Origin of the sequence: Shewanella sp. HL-SH8, from assembly GCF_051165765.1 — a bacterium.
Taxonomy (GTDB): domain Bacteria; phylum Pseudomonadota; class Gammaproteobacteria; order Enterobacterales; family Shewanellaceae; genus Shewanella; species Shewanella glacialimarina.
In genome coordinates this window covers 3,312,595-3,334,442 of the sequence record NZ_CP195039.1, presented here as the reverse complement: position 1 = coordinate 3,334,442, position 21,848 = coordinate 3,312,595, and the positions used below count along the sequence as shown (strand labels likewise).

The following is a 21,848-nucleotide window of genomic DNA, read 5'->3' as shown; positions in this document are numbered from 1 at the left end:
TAAAAAATCGAGAAAATATTCTCGATTTTTTTTTATTTTTATTCTCAATATGTTAATTGACCTTCACTCTAATTGATGATTTTTTGTGTTGATCTTGTTTGAAAAACGAGCTATTTCTATTTGTCTGGCTTGTTTAATACAACGGGTTTTAAGTATAGCGAGTCAGTTTAATCACAAACGAGGACGCTTACATGAAAAGACAAAAAAGAGATCGTTTAGATAGGGCTTTTTCAAAAGGGTTTCAAGCAGGGATAGGAGGACGCTCTAAGGAATTGTGTCCCTATGCTGGTTTAGACCCTCGGTCGCAATGGCTTGGCGGTTGGCGTGAGGGCATTGATGGCAGGTTGAATGGGCTGTTTAATAAATGATCTGAATCATTTGTGGATTATATAGACCAAAAAATGCCCTCACTTTGAGGGCATTAACATAGTCAGGTAATTAGACTTGTTGAGATCATTAATATTCAATTCTAATTGAGTTAGAAAGTAGAAGTGTCGCTAAATACACCCACTTTTAAATCTTTCGCTGAATAGATTTGACGACCATCCACTTCTAATGTGGCATCTGCAATACCCATAACCAGTTTGCGATGAATAGTGCGTTTAATATTAAGTCTGTAGGTCACTTTTTTTGAATCGGGTAAAACTTGTCCTGTAAATTTAACTTCACCGACGCCTAATGCACGGCCTTTACCATCAGCGCCTTCCCAGCCCAAGTAAAATCCAACCAATTGCCACATAGCATCTAAGCCTAAGCAACCTGGCATAACAGGGTCAGTGATAAAATGGCAATCAAAAAACCATAAGTCTGGATTGATATCGAGTTCAGCAACGATCTCGCCTTTACCAAATTCACCGCCATTATCATTAATAGTGACAATGCGATCCATCATTAACATGTTGTCTACAGGTAAACGTGGACGATTAGGACCGAGTAAATTGCCGTGACCACATGCGATTAGTTGTTCCTTGGTAAAACTGTTTGCTCTTTCCATTTTTCTCAATACCACTAGAATGACTTTTTGATGCAGACAAGATAGCGAACACGTGTAAGCTAAACAACTCCGATCACTAAATAATGCCTAATTTTGCTAATATTTTTGCAAAAAAGTTAAGTTCGACCTCGTCTCCGTGCCCTGCAAGACGATCGAGTCGTTGTTGTACCATGCCGTATAAGGTTTCTGGTGGAAAATCATTATCTTCATTTGCTACACCGGCAGGGATCGTCATCAATAATTCAACAGCTTGATCCATGTGCTCAATGGCGTAAATATGAAACTTTTCCTCGGCAATTGCAGCTATTACCTCTGGTTCAAGGTTTAACTGCAAAATATTCGCTTTAGGAATAATCACACCTTGCTCACCTGTTAAACCTCGGCGAGAACATAAATTAAAGAAACCTTCAATTTTCTCATTCACGCCGCCGATAGCTTGTACATTACCAAATTGGTCTAATGCACCAGTGACAGCTAAAGATTGTAAAATCGGGTGTTCTGCAATGGCAGACATTAAGCAGCAGTACTCAGCTAATGAAGCACTGTCACCATCAATTTCTTGATAAGATTGTTCAAATACAATATTGGCATTTAAATGAAGCGGCGCATCACGGCCAAATATGCGATACAAACAGGACGAAAGGATCATCATGCCTTTTGTATGAATATTGCCTCCAAGCTCAGATTTTCTTTCAATATCCGCAATTTCTCCATCACCATAGTGAACTGATGCCGTAATACGGGCAGGTTCTCCATATGAGTAGTCGCTCGTATCGATAACCGTTAATGCATTGATTTGCCCAACCATAGCCCCTTCGGTAGGGAGGTTAATAAAGTTATCATCAAAACTTTGGGCTGAATAAATTTCTGAACTATTGTGACGAAATTTGAGTTGCTGTAAAGCTTTAGCCACAGCATTACTGTTAATACCATTACCCTGTTTGTTACTTGTCAGGCTAGGAATAAAAGCCTTAGCTTGAAGCATTAAAGATCGCATGCCTATCATGTTCAGACTTAATCTTTGTTGATGCTCAATGAGTCTAGAACTGTACCAAAGTAACGGTAATATGCTTGATGTTTCTAGTACTACACCTTGTTTATTGGCTAATGTCGCTAACCACTGCACATATTGCGTTTCTGAATGTTTGGTTAAATCTAACTCATAACTGATTTCAGCTAATATTGGAAAATGCTGACTAAATAATCTGTCCTCACTTTGTAAGTGACTAAAAGAGATACCCGAGCCCACTAGTATAATCTTGCAGTTTAATGGAATAGGGGCTAAATCTTGATTAATACGATACTCTCCATCAGAGAGAATTTGTAACAACAACTCCCATAGACCTTCTCGTTTCCAAATTGACTGCAAACAAATAAACACAAAATGATTAGATGCTAATGCCCCTGCTTTATATTGGCTATTTTTATCGGTCTTTTGCATTTTCCCAATAAGGTCATTACGTCTTATAGGACCTTGTAAATAACAAAACAATGATTGTTGTTTAGCGATTGTGCCAACATTTTCAGGGGGACGCTGCGGCTGCCATTTAAATTTAACCGGCTGGAGATCTTCTGTTGATTTTGTTGCAACCAGGTATTGATCCGCAGGAGTATCAGCCTGTGTACATAATGCTTCAATAAAATCGACACGGTCCACACCTGGGAAATCAGCTAGAAACAGATTTTGCCCGCTCACTTTATTCATTAATTTAAAGCTATCAACAACTCTATCCTGACCCAGCAATAAGTGACTTGGATAAAAAGTACTTGGTACCTCTTTAGGTACATGAAATTGTGGTGCCAGTTTGGCACTAGGAAGCAATGTTAGATTCATAAATTAATAAGTGGACGATATACTGGAAAATAATGACTCAAATAGTAGCATAAAGCGCTGTAAAGTCTTTAAATGAATCGTCTAGCAAGTTAACTGTTATAAAGGGATGTAAGCCCAAGTAGGGCGGTTTTATCCATTTTTGCATAAAAACACATCATAGTGGTCAAATGGTAAACATTTAGATTTTTTTTTAAAGTTTATAGTTTACAAGCACCAGAGATACTTATATTATTCAGCTCGTTCGGAGGGATGGCAGAGTGGTCGAATGCACCGGTCTTGAAAACCGGCAACGGTTTATCCCGTTCTAGGGTTCAAATCCCTATCCCTCCGCCACATTCTAAGAAGTCGCAATCATTGAGTAATCAAATGGTTGCGGCTTTTTTCGTTATAGAAGTATTCGCTGGTGTACCAACAAGGTGTACCAATGGCGACTTATCTGCATAAAAATCGAAATGGCAATTACTATTGCCGAATACCATACCCATTAAACCTAAAAAAATTAGGCTTCCCTCCAGAAGTTCGTTTCTCGTTGCATACAAAAAATAGAAAGTTAGCAATTTTGCTAAACCTTGATGTTGCATTGTATGTAAAAACGTTAATTGGAGAATATGAATTGGCACCTCTGTCAGATGCTTTACAGCGGAAAATAATTGAGAAACGATCTGTTTTGAAAGAACAAATTCGTAATGAAGAGCGTGAAATTAGAAAAGATGAGATGTTTAGGGATGTTATGAGGCAAAAGTGGGCGAGTGAGTCCTTGGTTAAAGACTTACAGACAAATTTAGATGCTGCCAGAGCAGAGTCACAACAACAACGCGCCATTTCTGAGAAACAACTTGTTGAAGTAGATGCTAAACTTGAATTAGTGAAGCAATTAAGTCAGTCTGTGGATTCTTCAAATAAGCCTGCCTTAACAGTTACTTTAGCCAAATTACATGAAGCATTTAGCCAAATTAGTAAGCTTGATTCTATACGGCCTAAATCAATTCAACAGAAATTATCTAGATCATTATCGTTAGTTGAATTTTTGGGTGGGGAAACTCTTATTAGTAATATTAACTATGAGATGGTTCAACAGTATAAAGCTTCATTTAAAGGCCGGATTGGAAGCAAAACAATAAATGAATACATAACGGCTTGCCGTCAAATGTTTCAGTTCGCGTATAAAATGAATTACGTAACTAAGAATCTTTTTGCTGACGAAAGGGTTAAACCAGCGAAAAGCGAAAAGTCTAACAAACGGTTCAGATGGACTTCTGAGCAAATGACTACATTGTTCAATACAGAATGCTTCACATCACATAAATTTAAGTATATTGAAGATTTTTGGATCCCAATAGTTATTTTGCATACAGGTGCTAGACCCGCTGAAATCTGTCAACTCGAAACAAATGATTATGTTGTGGTTGATGGTATTCATTGCCTAATGATTACAGGTGAATCTGATTACGAAGATAACAAAAAACGTTTAAAAACAGATTACTCTGAGAGAGTGGTTCCAATTCATAGCACACTTATCAAACTTGGTTTTATTCAGTATATCCAACAACGAATGGCAGACGGGCAAAGGCAAATATTTAATTGTAAGCCGGATCAAAAAGATGAGGATTGGTCTAAAGCATTTACTCGACGATTCGCTAAAGTACTAGATAGAATAGGGCTTGAGAGCAAAAATAGACCGACTGCATATAGTTTCAGGCATACGGTTCGTGATGAATATAAGCTCAGTGAAGTATCAAAAGATGTTGTTAATGAGATCTTTGGTCATGCTCCTGAGACATTCGGTGAAAGGCAATATACTCATTCAAACTATAAAATGGATAGGGTAAAAGAGGTTCTTGAAGATGGTATTAATTTCGAGTCTGAACTAACAAATGTTCTTCCTTTTGCCTATGTTAGTGGCAATTAAAATTATGTTCGCAAACACTTGGTTTATATTTGGTGTGAATTTTCAAAAAATACATCTAAAACTTTCAAACGTTCCGATACCGGTAGGTCGTTTTCTTCTAGGACTATTGCTTTCTAGAGGCTCGTTAGGGCATCAAATATAAACTGGTTTTGTTTTTTAAGTGATTGAGGCGTTCCGTATGAAGCCGGACGCCTCGTTTATGAAGTGGTTTTATTTTTTATTATTTGCTAGTGGACTTGTACTTCTGCTTGAACTCTCTTGTTGCTTGTATTCGTTCTCTTATTTTCATTCCGCGTAGGTTTCCAAAGTTAATAAAACCATACCTTTTAGCAGCTTGCTTAGTGCTTAACTCTTTTGACAAGTAATCACAGCAAGCAATGTTTACAGGTACACGTCTTTTTACCTCATTACTGTCTGGTTCGCGCCATGAGCTTAACCAATGTGGATGCTCTAACCCTTCTTCCGTGGGTAATGTCCCAAATTGCTCTTCTTCTAGCTCTATCAGTTCCGTGTATGGTTGTTTAAAGAGATAATTAGGACTGACTAATACAGCGTTTGAGCTTGTAGAGTTATCTCTCTTTAAAAGCGATTTAAGGCGCTTTAAGTCCGATTCAGGCGTTTCCCTTACGATTGTAATGATATGCGCGTGAGTGATTGTTTTAGAGCCTTTAGAGCCGCTCTCAAGCACAATAATTGTAGGTTCATGCCAGTTACGTTCTCTTAGGAGCTTTCCATACGCATAAGCAAGATCTGAGGTACTGTTAATTTTGATTCTAGTCTTGAGTGAAAAATTGACTGTACCGAATACTATCGTGGCTTGATTTTCTTTAATTTGAGCTATGTCTTGCAGAGCTAAAAAAGCTGTTTCTAAATCTCTTGAAAACCATCTGTTTGCTACCACTTTTTCATATAGATATATTTGTAATTCGCTATGCTCTTCTACTGACAATGCCTCAAACAGTTCTTCTCCCACTTTTACTGGGTATGGCTGTTTACAAACCATAACCGTCGGTTCATTCAATTTATGTTCTTTTAAGACCTTTTCATACGCGTCGGCATGATATGAGCTGCTATCAATTCGTATTTTAACCTTGCCTGACAAACTGACTGCATAAGTTACTTTCGTTGCTTCATGCTCTTTGATTTTGGCTATGTCTTGCTGTACTAACGAGGCTGTGGCCAAATCTCTTGAAAACCATTTTTTTACAACTACTTTTTCATAGAGTGGTTGTTGTAATTCTCTATGCTTTTTTACTCCTTTCTTAGAGTCAGTAAATAAGGGCTTTATATCCCCATTAAAAGCATATACTGGTTGACCGTTCATTCCGGCCGCATTTGAATACTCTATAGCCTTACAGAGCACTGGGCATGCGGGGGGGTTATCAGTAAAAAAATCACTTTTAAAAATCGTCTTTTTTGCGCCTTTTTTTATTGCTGTTTTTTGTGCCATTTCTGATGGCATTTCTAGACCAATTTTAGCCAATTTGGTATACTCTTTTTGCACTGTTACATGTTTAGTAGCGCCTCTCGCATGAGGTGCTTTTTTTTGCCTTAAGATCCTACTTTAGCGGCTCTCACTTCTAAGACTTCAATCTCTAGCATTTCCCTTACTATCAGCTCCGGTATGTCCTCATTCACATCTGGTTTATCACCAAATTTAAAGCTAGCTCTCAATGTGTCATTAGACAGCTTTAAGCTTGAAGCTATTCCGGTTAATGCTCTTGCTACTTGAACAGCTTGTTTTGTATCTGTGGGCTTATCTGGTAGCTCGTCTAGAAGACAATGAAGCTTATCTCTGAGCTTTGATGCTAACGCTAAATCATCCATAAGGAGTGATGAGGCTTGTCCTCTTATCGCATCATTTGATAGTGATATTTTAAGAGCGTTTTGGTATTTGGTTATTAGTTCTTGTTTCATCGAACCAGCTTTAACACCAACTCTCTTCTGTATAGTCCTGACTGTGTGGTAACTCAGATCAAAGTGCTTCGATACTGCAGCGAGCGTATAACCCGCTGCAATCATCGCAATAATCTCAGCCTGAACGTTTGGCAAGACTCTGTTACCCAATAGCATCACCGCTTGGATCATCCATCACTCTAGCTCTTTGCTTTAGCGTTTCGAGTCCCTCAACGAGTAGGTATTGGACTACATGGCAGTACTTTAGACCTGATTCACGGGCGATGCCCTCAATTGTTGGCTCAAGGCTTTTAGGCACTCTGATTTGCATGGTCATATTATCTAATCCCTAGCATTGGTAATGTTACTAACTTAGCCATACTGGCTTCTCTTTCTATGTGAGCGGCATAGGTTGCTTGTGATGTTCCATGCCCTCGAGCCGCAATGTTGCAGCCAACCAGTATTAAGTTTTCTAGCGTCTTCAAGTCATCTACGCCTGTGGCTGCTGCAATTTTCTTGATAACTTTATTGACCCCCTCATCACCTGTGTTCATATTGTCTAATATGTTCTTTAGTGCCTGTAGATTAGCCTTTGCAGACTGAGAGTCACCAGCTTCAACTGCTTGCATAGCGGTATCCACTAGCTTTGAGCAAAAATACATACGTTCTAACATGATTCGGTTTCCTGAACTGGATTGGCATTAGCTTGGTTTGAGGTATCTGCAATTTCAAAGGCTGCAGCCATACGATGTATACCTCCTAGATGAGCATAGCTATGGATTTGTTGTTTTCTTTTTTTAGCTAATGCTTCCTGCATTTCTTTGTTGGCAGTGTATAGCGCTGATAATGGCCTAGCTTTAGCCGTCTGAGTTTCACCTTTTAGTATCTTGAACAGCGATACATCACAGTATTGTTCTGCGACATGCCTTGGCATACCCTGATTGGCTAGTTCATCAATCATTTCTGTTCTATCTAAAACGTTGAACATTATATATTTCCCCCACCTACGTATAAGTTTCTTCACTGCTTTCAGTAGCTTACTTCATGTATTTTAACTGTAAAAAAAAGTCTTGGCGACATATTATGTCGACAAAACTTTGCTTGGAGGTTTATAACGCTGTAAATAATAGGAAAAATGGGGTAATTTATTTTTTAGTGTTATTGGCTCTTTTTAACCCTTTGCACAGTCGATACTGAACAACCAAGTTCTTCGGCTGTCTTACGGATACTCATCGTTTGTAAATGAGTTAAAATTGCTTCGTGTAGCTTAATGTCCTTGTTTTGACCGCCCCACGTTTTGCCCTCTGCTTTGGCCTTCGCAATACCTTGGGCTTGTCGCGTTCTTCTTGTCTCATAATCATCCCTTGCCATACCGGCAGCTAAGTCGATCATGAAGTTTGTAAGAGCTTTTTGAATAAACCCCGAGTGTTCATCATTGTTTGATAATGCTGTATGAGTTTGTGGTTGATCAGCGATTACGATAATGATCCCTTTACTGGCAATCTTGGCTTTGAGCGTTTGCCATATTTCCCAAGGTAACCGGCTAAGCCTGTCCATTTTCTCAATAAGTAGAATGTCACCGTCACTAGCCTCATCTATCAACCTATCAAGCTCTGGCCGGTCTGGGGTGTTACCTGATACGTTTTCTTGATAGAAGGTCGTAATCTTTACGCCCTTTGCTGTAGCGAATGAAATTAACTCCGGCTTAGCTCGAGAGCTATCTTGCTCTTTAGTCGATGCTCTTAAATATGCGCGAATGGTTAGGTAAGGTGTATTCAGCATGTGGTATCTCATTCAATGATTAATAGGTGTATTCATTTGGCTCTCTAGGCCGCATTCCTACATTCTACCAAGTGTATTCATCGAAGTATACATGCTGACTTTGTTTGTTGAGAAATATTTACTTGAAGTATTGAGTAGGCTTTTCGATAAAGACCATTATTTACTGGTTAGATTGTGCTTAACCGAATGGACTGATTTTTTCTACAGGTTTAAATAGATTTCACTTAATTAAAATCAACTATTTTCATGAAGCATGCCAAAGGCTCATGAAGTAAGCCTAAAGTCGTAATATGGATTTATTTCGAAAAGTATAATTGATTGATAATATTACAAATAAATTTCACCGCTTGTTTTTTGAACGACATTAACGTGCAACCTCGGTTTGTTTTGGGAGGTTGAGAGTGTTTTATCACTTTACATCAAAGACATAGAGAATGTAGGATGATTTAAATCAATAACTTGAACAGCCGACATTATCGGGCGAGCCGTTCAATAAGCTGTTATATTTCACGGAGGATTTGTGCGTAAATTGCTAGTAGGGCTTTTACTGCTTGTTGTCTCATTTCAGAGTATTGCTCAGTCGGATGTTAAAGAAATTGCTCTATCTGAATTAAAGGGCTTTGGTGTACTTATTACTCAGATGGGTATTAAAGAAAATCGTGAGCAATCGATCAATCTACGTTTTGGCGTGCCTAAACTTGATATCAATAACTGTAGTGTTTCTGATATCGAACTAACTATTGAGAAGGATGGCCAGTTCATTGCTCATAATTTCCTTTCAAATATGTCAGAGTCAATCGAGCATTACTCAAGTCATATTATCGCTGCAAAAACGGAAGGTTTGGCTTTAAGCATTGGCGCTAGATATAGTTGCGAAAATCAAAAAATACGCTCAACATTTTATACGTTTGGCGACTTGGTTAAAATTGAAAAGTATTTTATAAACAATGGTTTATTAAGTGAAATATAACAAGTTGCTTAATTTCGTTCCGGCCACAAAAAGCGTGGCCTCCACGGGACTGCCTACGCTTTGCTGCGGCAGCCCATTAGCAAAGCGTTATATGGCAAGGTGATTATGTGGGAATCGTTCGATCCAAATGATTGGGAAAGCTTGCCGCACTTGTCTGGTAGAGTTGCGACCGAAGATGATGTGAAAAATGGTGTTGCGGTTTTTTACATCCCCGAAGGAAGTTTTGCACTGAATGCCATGTTGCCAACATGTGTTATTCAGATTGATGAAGAAACTGGAGAGAGAACGCCAGCAGTTGTAATTCAGGCAGAACAAGCTGGGGAACAAGTCTACTTGGGTCTGCGTTATTTAACTGGCGGCAATGGAATTTGCGGTTTAGATGAAGTTGAGCAATTGGAAGAGCCAAATGAAGAGTTTGCCATATAACAAGGCCAGTCAGCAACGCCCCAACAAGTTGGGGCTGGACCTCGTTTCACTCGGCCGCTGCTGGCGGCGTTATACACCTAAGGAAAGTTTGGCATGAAGCTAACCATTATTTCACTAATCACTTTGTTTTTACTCGGCTGTGCTGCGGCAGGTGTTCCATATACAAGTGATCCTATGACTAAACTTAATTACGCATATCAACTAATGGGAACTCAGGGCAGAGGGTTAGCTGCCGAAAAACTTGGATTAGAGGCGCTCGCTGATCTTGAAAAATCAAATAATATTTATGGTATGGCTGAAGCTCATACCTTTCTAGGTTTGTTTTATAAAAATAGAAGTTACCGTGAACACAAAGACTTTTATGTGAAACACAATGAATATGATCCTACAGCATCAAAATCAATTAAGCACTTTGAATTAGCCGCAGAAGCATTTGAAGCAGACGGAGATTATTGGGGTGTTTCAAAGGCTTTGTTCTCTATGGGTAATGCCTACGGAACAGATAATGATTATGTAAATGGCTGCATTAAGTTTAAAGAATCACTATCAGTATATATAAGCGATAAAAATGTGTTTAAAGGTCGAACTCACCCACACAATCCAGCGTTTAAATCATTTGACGCAATGATTGAATCTTTTATCTCAAAGTATTGCGAAAGCGGTGTATAACTAATAAGGATAGGCCGCGCGAAGCCGCGTCCTTATCCCAAGTGTTGAACAAGCCCGAACACCTGAGACTAACATCATTCTTCTGACGATAAAAAAACAACAGTTTGGTGTAACAACCAACTAATTCAAAACTCGTACAACCCGCGTATACAGGCGTCTTAGAAATAGGGGGAGGGTTCAAATCCCTATCCCTCCGCCACATTCAACGAGAAAGCCTCATCATAAATGATGAGGCTTTTTTGTTTTGGCGAAAGATAAAACTTTAAACCCTAGGTTCCTCTTTATTACAAGCAATCCCTCCGCCACATTCTAATGAAGAGGCCTTATCGAAAGATAAGGCTTTTTTATTTGGGCTAAAAATAGGAATTTAAACCTCTGGGTTCCGATTTGTGACAAGCAAGCTATCCATTCGCTACATTCCAAGGTTGTTTCATTTTTGACTTTATTAACTTGGCAGTGATTTATGTAAGAGTGTCATCACTGCGAGTGATGGTTTAAGCTAATTTTCATATCAGAAATGACTTTGGCTAATGGGTCTGACAGCTGCATGTAAGGGTTCTATTTGATGCTAATCAGCAATTTTTTGGGGTATTAATGTCTGACTTGTTTTGACTTTGTCATTTAAATAGAGGTACGGTGTAGTGGTCAAGTAAAATTGGCCACGGTTTTAGAGTCATTCCAATATAAACGTTCTGACTCATTTGGCGTTAACCCACCATTATATTGATGGGGTCTAGTTTCACTGTAATATCCAGTGATGTAATTTGTGATCGCTTTGTCTGCTTCTGTAAAACTCCCATAGCCACTAGCGGGTACCCATTCAGATTTCAAACTTCTAAAGAAACGCTCCATTGGTGCGTTATCCCAACAATTCCCGCGACGACTCATACTTTGCTCAATCTGAAGACGCCATAATAACTGCCTAAATTTCAAGCTAGTATAATGCGAGCCCTGATCACTGTGATAAATCACATTCTCAGGTTTACCCCTTAACTCAAACGCCATATTCAAGGCTTTGCACGTCAGTTCGCTATCTGGCGATAATGACAAAGCCCATCCCACAGGTTTGCGGGAAAATAAATCTAGAACAACCGCTAAATATGCCCAACGATTACCGACCCAAACATACGTCACGTCGCCACACCACACTTGATTTGGTTGGGTAACAGCAAACTGTCGATTAAGCGTATTAGGGATAGCTACATGTTCTTGTGTTGCTTTCCTATAAGCATGCTTAGGCTGCTGACAACTGACTAACCCAAGCTTTATCATGAGATTACGAGCTCGATAACGACTAAGTTTAATCCCTTTGTTAGTCACTAATTGCGCTATCGTTCGGGCACCGGCAGAGCCATTACTAATACGATGCGCGGTCTTCACTTCACTGCATAAAATTGTAAAATCAGCATCAATATGCTCTTTTCTTTTTAGCCAATATTTATAGCTACTTCGATGCACTTTGAATGCATTACAAATTGTAAGAATAGAGTGGCTCTGCTTGAGTTGGCTGATTAGCGCAAATTGTTCATCGAGTCTGACATCAAGAGAGCGGTAGCCTTTTTTAGGATAAGATTATGCTCCTCAATACGTGCTATGTGTTTCTTCAACTCACGAATTTCAATTTGTTCAGGGGTAATGGGAGAGGCTTTGGGAGTGCCACCCTGGCGTTCTAGTTTTAACTGTCTCACCCATTTGTCCATGGTTGATTTACCCACGTTCATCGCCTTTGCAGCTTCGATGATGCTATGGTTTTTATCTAGGACTAATTGGGCTGCTTCAAGTTTGAATTCAGCACTAAATGTTTTTCTGGTTATCGATCTCATGTGTTCACCTAAAGTCATGTACGAGGTAATAATATCACCTCTATTTAGGTGGCCAAAATAACTATGCCACTACACGGCTAACTATAATACTATTTTATGTACTCCCTCAGACAAAAAAAGGATGTAATATTAACAAGTTCTTGGGTTATTTTGACTTGTGTTTTAACCTAAACCAAAGGTTAATAGTCATAGCTAAATCGGCTGTTTTCTGCAGACTGCTAAATTAACGTTCAAAGGACCCGCAATGAACTTCAGTGATAAACCTGACCGCACATCGTCAAAAGCCCATAAATGGGAAAAATATAAAGGTACCGATATACTGCCTATGTGGATCGCTGATACTGAGTTTCGCTGTGCTGAGCCTATTTTGTCTGCCTTACATCAGCGAATTGATGATGGCCTGTTCGGATATACCTCACCGGCTCACGATACCGATGCCTGTGAGGCCGTTGTGGCGTGGTGCCAACGTCAGTATAACTGGAAGATTGATCCTAGTTGGTTAGTCTGGACTCCGGGTGTGGTGCCGGCTTTTAATGTGGCTATACAAGCATATTGCCAAGCAGGGGATACGATTATCGTACAAACACCCAATTATCCTCCCATATTGGCAGCACCAGCACTGAATCATCTCAACCGAACCTGTATAGGCTCGATAGAAGTGGAAGGTCGCTGGACACTTGACTTTAATGCCTTAGAAGCGGCTGCCGCGGATCCTAAAGCCAGCTTATTTATTATGTGTAATCCAATGAATCCGCTTGGTACAGTCTTAAATCAAGCCGAACTCGACACCATTGCAGCAATATGCACAAAGCATGGCGTCATGCTGTGCTCGGATGAAATACACTGCGATTTAATTTTAGATGACGTGCCACATTTGCCTGCCAGTGCGCACCCAGAGTTAGCTGAGCATTCAGTGACATTGATGGCCGCGAGTAAAACCTTTAATATCGCGGGATTAGGTACGTCTTTTGCTATTATCCCCAACGAAAAATTAAGAGCAGCCTTCAACCATGCTGCCCGCGGCAGGTTACCATCGGTAACCGTCACAGGGCTTACCGCTACTAATGCAGCCTTCAGGCATTGCGATGACTGGCATCAACAACAGCTGGCTTATTTGATAGAAAATCGCGATTATTTAGTCACTGAGATCAACACAATTGACGGTTTAAAAGCTATCTCACCCGCGGCGACTTTTTTACTCTGGGTTGATGCTAGCGGTTTGCAAGTTACCGATACGCAAGCCTGGTGTGAAGCCAAAGGTGTTGGTCCATCAGCGGGCAGAGACTTTGGTGATAAAGACTATTTTCGATTGAACTTCGGTTGCTCACGAGATTATTTAGTCGAAGCAATTAAAAAACTGCAGGGCGGAGTTGTTTAACCACAAGCAAAATTTTTTGCGGATAATATCAATATAAAGTAAAAAAGTTGAGCCTTTATCCAGTAGTTAATCGTATGACTATAGAATAAAAATTTAAGGAACGTGTTTCAGGATGACCTTACCTATACAAAACGCTCAAGAAATGGCTAAACGATCCGCAACGTTCGTTGAACCAGGTGCATTGCGCAGAACCCCTAAACTCAGCAGTGGCAGTGTGGATGACAAGCGCAAAGAAATCGCGCTTTACTTCACTAATACCTTCGATACCTATTCGCAACTGTTTGATTGTTTGCGCGACGATGCTGGTTTTTATCAAAAACCTATCCCCTTGCGCCACCCGCTTATTTTCTATCTTGGGCATACGGCCACTTTTTTCATCAACAAGCTACTATTAGCAAATCTGATCCCCAATAGGATAAATCCTCATATGGAGTCAATTTTTGCTGTGGGTGTTGATGAAATGAGCTGGGATGATTTGTCCGAGGACAGTTATGACTGGCCCAGTGTTGCTGCGGTAAAAGACTACCGCGCTAAAGTACGTGCCACAGTATTAACATTAATTGATACCTTGGACCTTGTGCTCCCCATTGATTGGGAAAATACCTGGTGGCCTATCGTCATGGGTATTGAGCACGAGCGTATTCACCTTGAGACGTCGTCGGTACTCATTCGCCAGCATGAACTGGCCAAAATCCAGTCATTACCTCAATGGCCTGCTTGCAAAGAGACTGGCCAGGCGCCAAAAAATAAATTGACAAGCGTCGCTGCCGGCTCTGTTAATCTTGGCAAATCCTTTGATAGTGATGTCTATGGCTGGGACAACGAATATGGCCAACATCAGGCAGAGGTCGCTGAATTTAAAGCCAGCCAATATTTAGTCAGCAATCAGGAGTTTCTTGAGTTTGTTGAGGCCGGTGGTTACGAGCAAAATAGTTTCTGGAGCGATGAAGGCCTGGCTTGGCGACAATTTACTGAGGCGAAACACCCAGCATTTTGGCATTGGCATAATGGCTGGCGTTTACGCCTGATGACGGAAGAAATTGATATGGCTTGGGACTGGCCTGCTGAAGTTAACTACCATGAAGCGAAAGCGTTTTGTGAATGGAAAACAGTAGAAACTGGGCAACTGATCCGCATGCCAACGGAAGACGAATGGTATCGCTTGTGTGCAGAAGCGGGCGTCGAAGAGCTGGGTAATAGTAAGGCCAATGCTAACTTGCATCTTGACCATTTTGCATCATGTTGCCCGGTAACGCGCTATCAACATGGTCATTGGTTTGATGTGGTGGGCAATGTGTGGCAATGGACTGAAACGCCTATTTACCCCTTCGATAACTTTAAAGTACACCCACTGTATGATGATTTCACCACGCCAACTTTTGATGGTAAACACAATCTGATCAAAGGCGGCTCATGGATTTCAAGTGGTAACGAAGCACGCCTTAGTGCACGTTATGCGTTTAGGCGTCACTTCTTTCAGCACGCAGGATTTCGCTATATTGCCTCTAGTGTTGAAGCGACTTCTCCTAAGGCTTACTACGAAAGTAATCAATTATTGTCAGAATACGCAGAGTTTCACTTTGGTGACACCTGGTATGGCGTAGATAATTTCCCTAAGGCCTTAGCTGATATAGCACTTGAGGCAATGAAGGGTAAACCCACAGTTAAAGCCCTTGACTTAGGCTGTGCGTGTGGTCGAGCAAGTTTTGAGTTGGCCCGTATGTTTGATGAAGTAGACGGTATTGATTTCTCAGCAAACTTTACCCGTCTAGCGGCTCAAATGGCGCAGCAAGGTGCAGTGCGTTACGCCCGTGCCGAAGAAGGCGAATTAGTTAGCTATCATACTCGTACCCTGCAAGAACTAGGGTTGCAAGCTTATTCAAACCGCGTAGCATTTCATCAAGGCGACGCCTGTAATCTCAAACCCCAATTCACTTCTTATGATTTAGTACTGGCGGCAAATTTAATTGATAGGCTCTATCAGCCGAGCCGTTTTTTGGCCGATATCGCGGCGCGTATCAATGACGGTGGCTTGCTGATTATTGCATCGCCTTACACTTGGCTGGAAGAACATACACCCAAGGCAGAGTGGATAGGGGGCTTCAAAAAAGATGGCGAAAACTACAGCACATTAGATGGCTTGAAAGAGCAACTATCAAGCCACTTTAAGCTAGTGGGTGAGCCGCGAAAAGTCCCGTTTGTGATCCGTGAAACTCAGCACAAGTTTCAGCATACCTTGTCTGAACTTACGGTTTGGGAGCGCTTGCCACGCTGATAAGTTTCTCAATCTCCTCAGCAATCAATTTGTGGTCTACCAGTTGTTCAAACCAGCTGGTGGCCACAGTATCGCTTTGCAAGCCAAGCAAGGTTCCCAGCACTATGCCGCGATGTACGTTGTCGCCGCCTAAGTTAGTATTCACTCGCAGTGCTTGCCAAGGATCATGTTGGTATTTACAGGCCAGATACAAGACGACAGGCCAAGAATCTGAAATATAACATGCCCTTGAAAACACTTGGCCGACGACCTGATTGTCGGGCATGTTACGTTTTAACAGACTGGCTAAATTAGTACTGGTTAGGCCTATACTTGCTTCAAGTAAAAGTGCTTCAGCGCCGGCCTCATCCGGGCCATCCAACAGACCACACAAGAGTTGCACGTAGCTATCACATACCTGCATTAAAGATTCATCAGGATGGGTCAATGCCAGATGCGCTCGGCAGGTAATCTTTATTTCGTCTTCGCTTATGCCTTTAAGTCGTTCTGAAAAAACCAATGGCGCTATGGTTACCAATGCACCTATGGATGCGGTGTCGTGAGTTATCATCCCACAATTTTCAGGCTTGCGTCCCTGCGCCAAGTTAGCAAAAAATCCTCTGTGGTAGGACTCTGCATAAGTATCGGGATGAGTGGCGGGAGTCATTGTCATAAAGTCAATGTAGGCATTAACAAATGCTTGTCGATCGTAGCGTTGTGGCGAACTCGCCAGAGTGCGCATCAGCACACGAGCGCAATGTGCGTTAAGGGTGTTTTCACCCGCCTGCATGCCTTGATGATAATGCACATTCGGTCTGTCCCAAAACTGCGCCTTATCTTTTAATATTATATCGCCTATGACTTGCGGCGGCTGATCTTTAGATGCATAGCCCTTAGACGACCTATCATTGGATTGTCGCCCTCCTTTGTGTTTAGAGTGCAACGACATAATAGATGAAGGGTGAAACTCAGGTGCGGCTTCAAAGCGCTGAATACCACCCGTAAAAGCACGCTCTATTTCCATTGGTTGATAATACCAATGCACCGGCATGGCCAAAGCATCAGCAATAAAGCTTGTTTTAAGTGCCCAGGTAACGCGAAGTGGCTGAGAAGGGTTGTGATCCATGGTAATGCCTCTTTTACATGGAATAAAACACGCGCAAATACATTATATACCGCAACAATAGCTTACGAATCGATAACGAATGGGTAATTTTTACCATGTTAATATTGATTAAAAACGTATGTGGTCATCCTTGATACGTTATTTATACCAGACTAGATGTTTTTTTAAGGCAATAGGCTAAATTTACTTCACAACCATAATCTTCACTCAGACAAGCGCAACAGTTTTTTAGCCAGCTTTTTCTTTGGTGCTAAACGACCACCTACAAAAGATGGAAGGTTTATTTTTGATATCCTGCTTGTTTATAGTTTACCCAATTACTTGTACTGATATACTCAGCTTCATCCCAATTGTTACCATAATGTGTGCCAATGTCTGTAATTACGCCTAACTTACCCCGTAGCCCTAGTTTTTTGCAGTCTCTCATCTGTTTTAGCGTGATTATCATCACCATAGCGGGTGGACTTTTTGGTCTAGGGATTAGCCTGCATACACTAATGTTTCTGTGCCTATTGTGGGTAGGACTCAACGCTTTTAGTCTTGGTTACGGCTATATACAGATACGTGAGTTGATGACTAACGCCCTCACCAGAGCCATGCCTGCCATCTATATATTTATATTGATCGGTATGGTGATTGCTAGTTTTATGCACAGTGGCACCATCTCCACACTTATTTATTATGGCCTTAGCTGGTTGAGTCCGAGTTTGTTTTTGGCTGTTGGTTTATTACTGTGCGCCTTGATGTCGCTAGCAACTGGAACATCTTGGGGTACCGTTGGCACCTTAGGTGTGGTTTTTATTGGTATCGGCTCTGCCATGAATATTCCACTGCCTTTAGTCGCAGGTATGATTGTCTGCGGTGCCACCTTCGGTGATAAAATGTCGCCGATTTCAGATACCACAAACCTTGCTGCTATGAGTGCTGGCACCGATCTTTATCGACACATTTACGCCATGCTGTTCACTACAACGCCGACTTTTATCCTCACTTTTTTAATATTTTTAGTGATCGGATTTAACTATGGTGAGCAAAATATAGACTTGGCAGAGGTCACCTCAATTCAAACAGCACTCGCCAACAATTACAGCCTTACGCCGCTGATTACCTTATTACCCCTGATTTTACTCGCGGTACTGAGCATTAGAAAAGTGCCCGCTGAAGTGACTATGTCATGCAGCATTATACTTGCCGTGCTAATTGCGATTTTTTATCAGCAAGAAAGTGCTATCTCTGTGCTTAATGCGCTGTGGGAAAATACACCGGAATCAACGGGTATCTCCAGTTTAGATGCTTTGCTTGGTCGCGGCGGCATTAGCAGCATGAGCTGGACCTTACTGCTGGCGTTAATGGCTATCGCGCTAGGCGGAATTTTACACGGCGCGGGATTTCTCACCGCACTATTAGCTGGCATCATAAAAAGAGTGCAGCGCACCGCTACCCTTATTGCGACAACGATTATGTCGGGCTTTTTAGGTAACATTGCTATGGGCGAGGCCTATATTTCGATTATTCTAAGTTGCCAACTGTTTAAGCCTAAATATGAGCAACAAAATTTAGAGCCAGCCATTCTTTCGCGCTCAGTTGAAGAAGGGGCTACGATGACCACAGGCCTTATTCCGTGGACTACGGCCGGTGCCTTTTATACTGCCACACTAGGGGTAGATGTACTTGACTACGCGCCCTATGCTTTTTTCAACTACCTTAATGCCATTGTAGCAGTGGCAATGGCAGCCTTTGGCATTGGTCTTCTCAAACTGAAAACGAAACCTGATGTGGCATAAAGGATATTGATATCATATAAACCCTCCGGTTTTTTAGTGTTAATACGGTAAAATTCAAGCCAATGCTTGAGTTGAATCGACCTCGGAGGTGTTTAATATTCGTAGACGATGTGGAATATTATTCCTTTTGAATAGGGGGAACATATGAGTGTCTGATTTTCTGACCTAATCGATAAATTCAGCTTTAGTACTAGCTCCAAGGTCGAGGAATTCATAGTGACATCAAGCACCCCCTTATTCCCCGGCCATCTTCTGCAAAAACTCTAAGCGTTGCTGTTCTTGTTCATCGGGTTGCCATGGCTCATCTGACAGTTGTTCGACAGCAAAATCGCCAAGATCAAAACTAGGCTGCTCGCTATGACCATAACGCGTTAACTCCCCGGGCACACCAGGGCGAAGCTCTAACACAAAAGTCGCTATTTTGAAGGGACCTGAGTGTGTTGCAAGCACGCCTTTATAAGCTTTAAGCATCATTTCAGCACCACCTTCTGAGAGTTTTTCTGAGCTGGTGAGTAAGGCTATTGGTTGGCCGTTTTCATTGTGTAAATTAGCCCGTAAACGATAATAGCCCGCTTGTTCAACGTCTAGTTTGATGGGGATAACCATATCACTGCCTTCTGCCAGAATGTTACCTACTCCGGTAATAGTGGCTGCTGGATAACTGTATTCAATGCCTGTTGATATTGTTTGCTTTTTGCCTTTAGCGCTAAACGTTACACTCACTTCTATTGGGCCATCCCACTCTTCTTTCGCGTCGAGCTGTGCAGCCCATTCCCCTTCATCGCCGAGCATATCTTTTTTAGCAAGTATGTCATTACCATAGTTAGTATCAGTACTTTGCTCGCTTTTAAGTGAGACCTTAACAGCCGTTACTGCCATGCCGTTTACGACAAGTTTTACTATTACAGGCTCAGGGTAGCTGAAACGATATTGAGGTAGCACTATGCTAGCGCTGCCGCCGCCTTTTAACATAACGGGCTGTGGCAGGTAATTGTTGGGGTTAAGTAAGTGGCTATCTTCAGCAGTTAATGGCATTGAATAAGAAGGTAACGTTAGCTCATTAGCATAGGCATCTGCCAACAAAGAGAAACTCTCACTAATAGACTCAGGGATTGTTTCTACTTGATATTTTATCTTGGGTTTTACCTGCGAAGTTTGAGCTGGCTGCTGAGTAATAGAAGGCTCCTTTTGGAGTGAAATCAACGCCTGAGCTGGCAATGTCGCTGGCTCAGAGGTGAAATACCAATACCCTGCTAGACCGACTAGCAGGGTAATAGCACTGACAAGTTTTTTATTATACTTCTTCACAATGATTAATTAGCCGCCTGATACACAAGGGATGACATACTGGTATTCGCCGAGTTGCGGACTAGTCGATAACGTGAACTAAACACCCACCAACCGCGTTTTTCTTCATAGGTATTAAATTGCAAATTGTCACCATTTAGGTAATTAGCACTGCTGTTAGCTGTGGTGACTTCATCTTTGGCACTGTTTAAAATAGTGTCACCATGACTGTAGCCTTCGCTCATTAACATGGGGTAATGATACGGCATAAACTGGCTCGGGCCACTGACAGATTGAAGTTTGCCATCAAATGCGACACTGCGTGAGCAGCTGTTATAACTGCCTACCGATGCTGCACCACAGCTTGAGTGGCTGGCGACTACGCCATCATCTTCACCGGGTAAAAATGCCCCCGTAGCCCCAAGAAAGTCAGACCCAGCACCCGCAAAACGTAAGCGGGGTACTCTACTTTCTGGAAAGGGCGCAAGCTGGCGGGCACTATTAACACGTAAATCATTAAGTACACCAATTGTTGATGGTGTTGGAGTGGTGCCTAGCCATAAGGACACTGCAAACCTTAAGGTTGCATCGATAAGGCCTGAGCCATTGGCAACATTGACGGCAAGATCGGCTAATTCAACACCACCACCCGCACCAGCAAAATCGAAGGTGGCCACAATGTTTAATGGCTGCAGACCGGCATTTTGTAACCATAGTGCTTGATTATCAATAATATAACGGGTGACTAAATCACCTGTCGAGTGAGTGACAAACACACAGCCACTGGCACAGGTTCCATCACGGGACATTTGCTGTAATTTAGGCCATACGTAATTGCTAGTGATTTTATTGGCTATACGCTCATGTGATGGCCAATCGATACGTTCATCGGCGCGATCCCGCCAATACTGAGCCCAATATTGATCGCCATTATCGCTAACCTGAGTGCCTGTTGGCTTACTTTGTAAGTTGTCGGGTTGAAAGCCATGTACTAATACGACTGGATGGCCACCTACAGCGGCTTGAACTGCACCACTGAGTAAGCCCGCCATGAGTAAAAATAGTGATTTATTCATCTGATATCCTTGTCTATTGTCTGCTACGGCGGCCACCATTACGACTAACATTATTGTGTTCAATGAAGGTAATAGTAGCGCTAGCATTTTTATTATAATTAGGGGGTTAATTTAATTTTTTTTTACTTTCAGCAATCAACATAGAGGAGAAAAAAAGATTGCAACAGTTAAAAATTAGTCATTTTATGACAAGAAAGGGGCTCGTGTTTGAATGTTTTATAGTCAGTTTTATAAAGTTATTTTGAAGGTGTTTACCATAAGTGATTTTAAGGCATGGTTATTGTCAGTTTAAATCAATATCGTTTTAACATTTTATTAACACTGGTGTTTTAAGTTTTTACTCCAATTATTTTAAAAAATATAACATTTAATTAATTATTACCTAAATATCCCGCCTCGTTAACATCAAAAGTAAGCTTGTGCAGGTTTTTATATAATGCAATCGATTTGATATCAGAGGGATGATTTTTAACGTAATAGCTTTATGTACCATTCCCGATAAAAAATAATTTTTTTGTTTCTCTGCCTAGTATAAAACCTACTCTATGCAATACTTTATTTTAGTGACGATTACATTTTTTTAACAAATTCTTGTTGAGTCATTGAATGAATAATTTATCAAAGCTTGCGAGTACTATGC

The 21,848-nt window shown here is 41.3% G+C and carries 20 protein-coding genes and 1 tRNA gene; 9 read left to right on the top strand and 12 right to left on the bottom strand.

The features are described from left to right. Positions 1–191: 191 nt before the first annotated feature. On the top strand, positions 192–368 hold the full coding sequence (rmf, locus tag ACRWQN_RS14665) for a ribosome modulation factor (protein ID WP_226414298.1): 177 nt from the start codon (positions 192–194) through the stop codon (positions 366–368). Positions 369–478: 110 nt separating this feature from the next. Here rmf and fabA read toward each other — a convergent pair whose 3' ends face one another. Together fabA and ACRWQN_RS14655 are read right to left on the bottom strand one after the other, a co-directional pair. Next, positions 479–994 (bottom strand): bifunctional 3-hydroxydecanoyl-ACP dehydratase/trans-2-decenoyl-ACP isomerase, encoded by a 516-nt coding sequence (fabA, locus tag ACRWQN_RS14660; RefSeq protein WP_434931477.1) that lies wholly within the window; start codon positions 992–994, stop codon positions 479–481. Between the two features lie 76 nt (positions 995–1,070). Beyond that, entirely contained in the window at positions 1,071–2,828 is a 1,758-nt protein-coding gene (locus tag ACRWQN_RS14655; protein ID WP_434938555.1) for a S16 family serine protease, read from the bottom strand. A 243-nt stretch (positions 2,829–3,071) separates the two neighbouring features. Between ACRWQN_RS14655 and ACRWQN_RS14650 the strand changes: the two genes are divergently transcribed. Both ACRWQN_RS14650 and ACRWQN_RS14645 read left to right on the top strand, forming a co-directional pair. After that, a tRNA-Ser gene (locus tag ACRWQN_RS14650) sits at positions 3,072–3,161 on the top strand. Positions 3,162–3,252: 91 nt separating this feature from the next. Beyond that, the gene (locus ACRWQN_RS14645) at positions 3,253–4,737 is read left to right on the top strand and encodes a tyrosine-type recombinase/integrase (protein WP_434938553.1); all 1,485 of its coding nucleotides are present in this window, start codon (positions 3,253–3,255) and stop codon (positions 4,735–4,737) included. A 220-nt stretch (positions 4,738–4,957) separates the two neighbouring features. Here ACRWQN_RS14645 and ACRWQN_RS14640 read toward each other — a convergent pair whose 3' ends face one another. The 6 genes from ACRWQN_RS14640 to ACRWQN_RS14615 all read right to left on the bottom strand — a co-directional run bounded on the left by ACRWQN_RS14640 (position 4,958) and on the right by ACRWQN_RS14615 (position 8,415). Continuing rightward, positions 4,958–6,220: a hypothetical protein gene (locus tag ACRWQN_RS14640; protein WP_434938551.1), complete on the bottom strand. Its 1,263-nt coding sequence runs from the start codon at positions 6,218–6,220 to the stop codon at positions 4,958–4,960. Between the two features lie 68 nt (positions 6,221–6,288). Beyond that, positions 6,289–6,825, bottom strand: coding sequence for a helix-turn-helix domain-containing protein (locus tag ACRWQN_RS14635; protein WP_434938549.1), 537 nt, complete (start codon positions 6,823–6,825; stop codon positions 6,289–6,291). Further along, positions 6,797–6,970 carry a hypothetical protein gene (locus tag ACRWQN_RS14630; protein WP_434931024.1) on the bottom strand — a complete coding sequence of 58 codons (174 nt, stop codon included), beginning with the start codon at positions 6,968–6,970 and terminating at the stop codon, positions 6,797–6,799. The genes ACRWQN_RS14635 and ACRWQN_RS14630 overlap by 29 nt, the downstream gene beginning before the upstream one ends. 1 nt (position 6,971) lies before the next feature. Further along, entirely contained in the window at positions 6,972–7,307 is a 336-nt protein-coding gene (locus ACRWQN_RS14625; protein ID WP_434931023.1) for a hypothetical protein, read from the bottom strand. Beyond that, positions 7,301–7,621, bottom strand: a complete 321-nt coding sequence (locus ACRWQN_RS14620; protein WP_434938547.1) for a hypothetical protein — start codon at positions 7,619–7,621, stop codon at positions 7,301–7,303. The genes ACRWQN_RS14625 and ACRWQN_RS14620 overlap by 7 nt, the downstream gene beginning before the upstream one ends. A gap of 170 nt (positions 7,622–7,791) precedes the next feature. Then, a complete protein-coding gene (locus ACRWQN_RS14615) occupies positions 7,792–8,415 on the bottom strand; it encodes a recombinase family protein (protein WP_434931021.1) in 624 nt (207 codons plus the stop codon). 520 nt (positions 8,416–8,935) lie between these two features. On the opposite strand from ACRWQN_RS14615, the gene ACRWQN_RS14610 reads away from it, so the two are divergent. The 3 genes from ACRWQN_RS14610 (at position 8,936) to ACRWQN_RS14600 (ending at position 10,480) form a co-directional block, all read left to right on the top strand. Beyond that, positions 8,936–9,385 (top strand): hypothetical protein, encoded by a 450-nt coding sequence (locus ACRWQN_RS14610; RefSeq protein ID WP_434938546.1) that lies wholly within the window; start codon positions 8,936–8,938, stop codon positions 9,383–9,385. A 60-nt stretch (positions 9,386–9,445) separates the two neighbouring features. Further along, positions 9,446–9,811: a hypothetical protein gene (locus ACRWQN_RS14605; RefSeq protein WP_434938544.1), complete on the top strand. Its 366-nt coding sequence runs from the start codon at positions 9,446–9,448 to the stop codon at positions 9,809–9,811. Between the two features lie 93 nt (positions 9,812–9,904). Further along, on the top strand, positions 9,905–10,480 hold the full coding sequence (locus ACRWQN_RS14600) for a hypothetical protein (RefSeq protein ID WP_434938542.1): 576 nt from the start codon (positions 9,905–9,907) through the stop codon (positions 10,478–10,480). A 645-nt stretch (positions 10,481–11,125) separates the two neighbouring features. Here the strand turns inward: ACRWQN_RS14600 and ACRWQN_RS14595 are convergent. Next, positions 11,126–12,303, bottom strand: a protein-coding gene (locus ACRWQN_RS14595) for an IS3 family transposase (RefSeq protein WP_434938540.1) whose coding sequence is annotated in 2 segments (ribosomal slippage) — positions 11,126–12,045 and positions 12,045–12,303 — 1,179 coding nt in all. Because the reading frame shifts where the segments join, the coding sequence is not laid out codon by codon here. A gap of 244 nt (positions 12,304–12,547) precedes the next feature. Here ACRWQN_RS14595 and ACRWQN_RS14590 point away from each other — a divergent pair. Further along, positions 12,548–13,681: a MalY/PatB family protein gene (locus ACRWQN_RS14590; RefSeq protein WP_434938538.1), complete on the top strand. Its 1,134-nt coding sequence runs from the start codon at positions 12,548–12,550 to the stop codon at positions 13,679–13,681. A gap of 112 nt (positions 13,682–13,793) precedes the next feature. Continuing rightward, positions 13,794–15,956 carry a 5-histidylcysteine sulfoxide synthase gene (gene ovoA / locus ACRWQN_RS14585; RefSeq protein ID WP_434938537.1) on the top strand — a complete coding sequence of 721 codons (2,163 nt, stop codon included), beginning with the start codon at positions 13,794–13,796 and terminating at the stop codon, positions 15,954–15,956. Here ovoA and ACRWQN_RS14580 read toward each other — a convergent pair. Beyond that, positions 15,928–17,061, bottom strand: a complete 1,134-nt coding sequence (locus ACRWQN_RS14580) for an ADP-ribosylglycohydrolase family protein (protein ID WP_434938536.1) — start codon at positions 17,059–17,061, stop codon at positions 15,928–15,930. The genes ovoA and ACRWQN_RS14580 overlap by 29 nt on opposite strands. A 371-nt stretch (positions 17,062–17,432) precedes the next feature. Here ACRWQN_RS14580 and nhaC point away from each other — a divergent pair, with 371 nt between their 5' ends. Beyond that, positions 17,433–18,845 (top strand): Na+/H+ antiporter NhaC, encoded by a 1,413-nt coding sequence (gene nhaC, locus ACRWQN_RS14575; protein WP_434938534.1) that lies wholly within the window; start codon positions 17,433–17,435, stop codon positions 18,843–18,845. Positions 18,846–19,079: 234 nt separating this feature from the next. Here nhaC and ACRWQN_RS14570 read toward each other — a convergent pair whose 3' ends face one another. Together ACRWQN_RS14570 and ACRWQN_RS14565 are read right to left on the bottom strand one after the other, a co-directional pair. Continuing rightward, positions 19,080–20,153 (bottom strand): hypothetical protein, encoded by a 1,074-nt coding sequence (locus tag ACRWQN_RS14570; RefSeq protein ID WP_434938532.1) that lies wholly within the window; start codon positions 20,151–20,153, stop codon positions 19,080–19,082. Positions 20,154–20,158: 5 nt separating this feature from the next. Beyond that, positions 20,159–21,208 (bottom strand): hypothetical protein, encoded by a 1,050-nt coding sequence (locus ACRWQN_RS14565; RefSeq protein ID WP_434938530.1) that lies wholly within the window; start codon positions 21,206–21,208, stop codon positions 20,159–20,161. Positions 21,209–21,848: the final 640 nt, after the last annotated feature.

Excerpts from the sequence above, each read along its gene's own strand:
- ACRWQN_RS14620 (WP_434938547.1), bottom strand. The coding sequence starts at position 7,621 with ATGTTCAACGTTTTAGATAGAACAGAAATGATTGATGAACTAGCCAAT.
- ACRWQN_RS14615 (WP_434931021.1), bottom strand. The coding sequence starts at position 8,415 with ATGCTGAATACACCTTACCTAACCATTCGCGCATATTTAAGAGCATCG.
- ACRWQN_RS14625 (WP_434931023.1), bottom strand. The coding sequence starts at position 7,307 with ATGTTAGAACGTATGTATTTTTGCTCAAAGCTAGTGGATACCGCTATG.
- nhaC (WP_434938534.1), top strand. The coding sequence starts at position 17,433 with ATGTCTGTAATTACGCCTAACTTACCCCGTAGCCCTAGTTTTTTGCAG.
- rmf (WP_226414298.1), top strand. The coding sequence starts at position 192 with ATGAAAAGACAAAAAAGAGATCGTTTAGATAGGGCTTTTTCAAAAGGG.
- ovoA (WP_434938537.1), top strand. The coding sequence starts at position 13,794 with ATGACCTTACCTATACAAAACGCTCAAGAAATGGCTAAACGATCCGCA.
- ACRWQN_RS14645 (WP_434938553.1), top strand. The coding sequence starts at position 3,253 with ATGGCGACTTATCTGCATAAAAATCGAAATGGCAATTACTATTGCCGA.
- ACRWQN_RS14635 (WP_434938549.1), bottom strand. The coding sequence starts at position 6,825 with ATGATCCAAGCGGTGATGCTATTGGGTAACAGAGTCTTGCCAAACGTT.
- ACRWQN_RS14590 (WP_434938538.1), top strand. The coding sequence starts at position 12,548 with ATGAACTTCAGTGATAAACCTGACCGCACATCGTCAAAAGCCCATAAA.
- ACRWQN_RS14580 (WP_434938536.1), bottom strand. The coding sequence starts at position 17,061 with ATGGATCACAACCCTTCTCAGCCACTTCGCGTTACCTGGGCACTTAAA.
- ACRWQN_RS14630 (WP_434931024.1), bottom strand. The coding sequence starts at position 6,970 with ATGACCATGCAAATCAGAGTGCCTAAAAGCCTTGAGCCAACAATTGAG.
- ACRWQN_RS14565 (WP_434938530.1), bottom strand. The coding sequence starts at position 21,208 with ATGAATAAATCACTATTTTTACTCATGGCGGGCTTACTCAGTGGTGCA.
- ACRWQN_RS14600 (WP_434938542.1), top strand. The coding sequence starts at position 9,905 with ATGAAGCTAACCATTATTTCACTAATCACTTTGTTTTTACTCGGCTGT.
- ACRWQN_RS14655 (WP_434938555.1), bottom strand. The coding sequence starts at position 2,828 with ATGAATCTAACATTGCTTCCTAGTGCCAAACTGGCACCACAATTTCAT.
- fabA (WP_434931477.1), bottom strand. The coding sequence starts at position 994 with ATGGAAAGAGCAAACAGTTTTACCAAGGAACAACTAATCGCATGTGGT.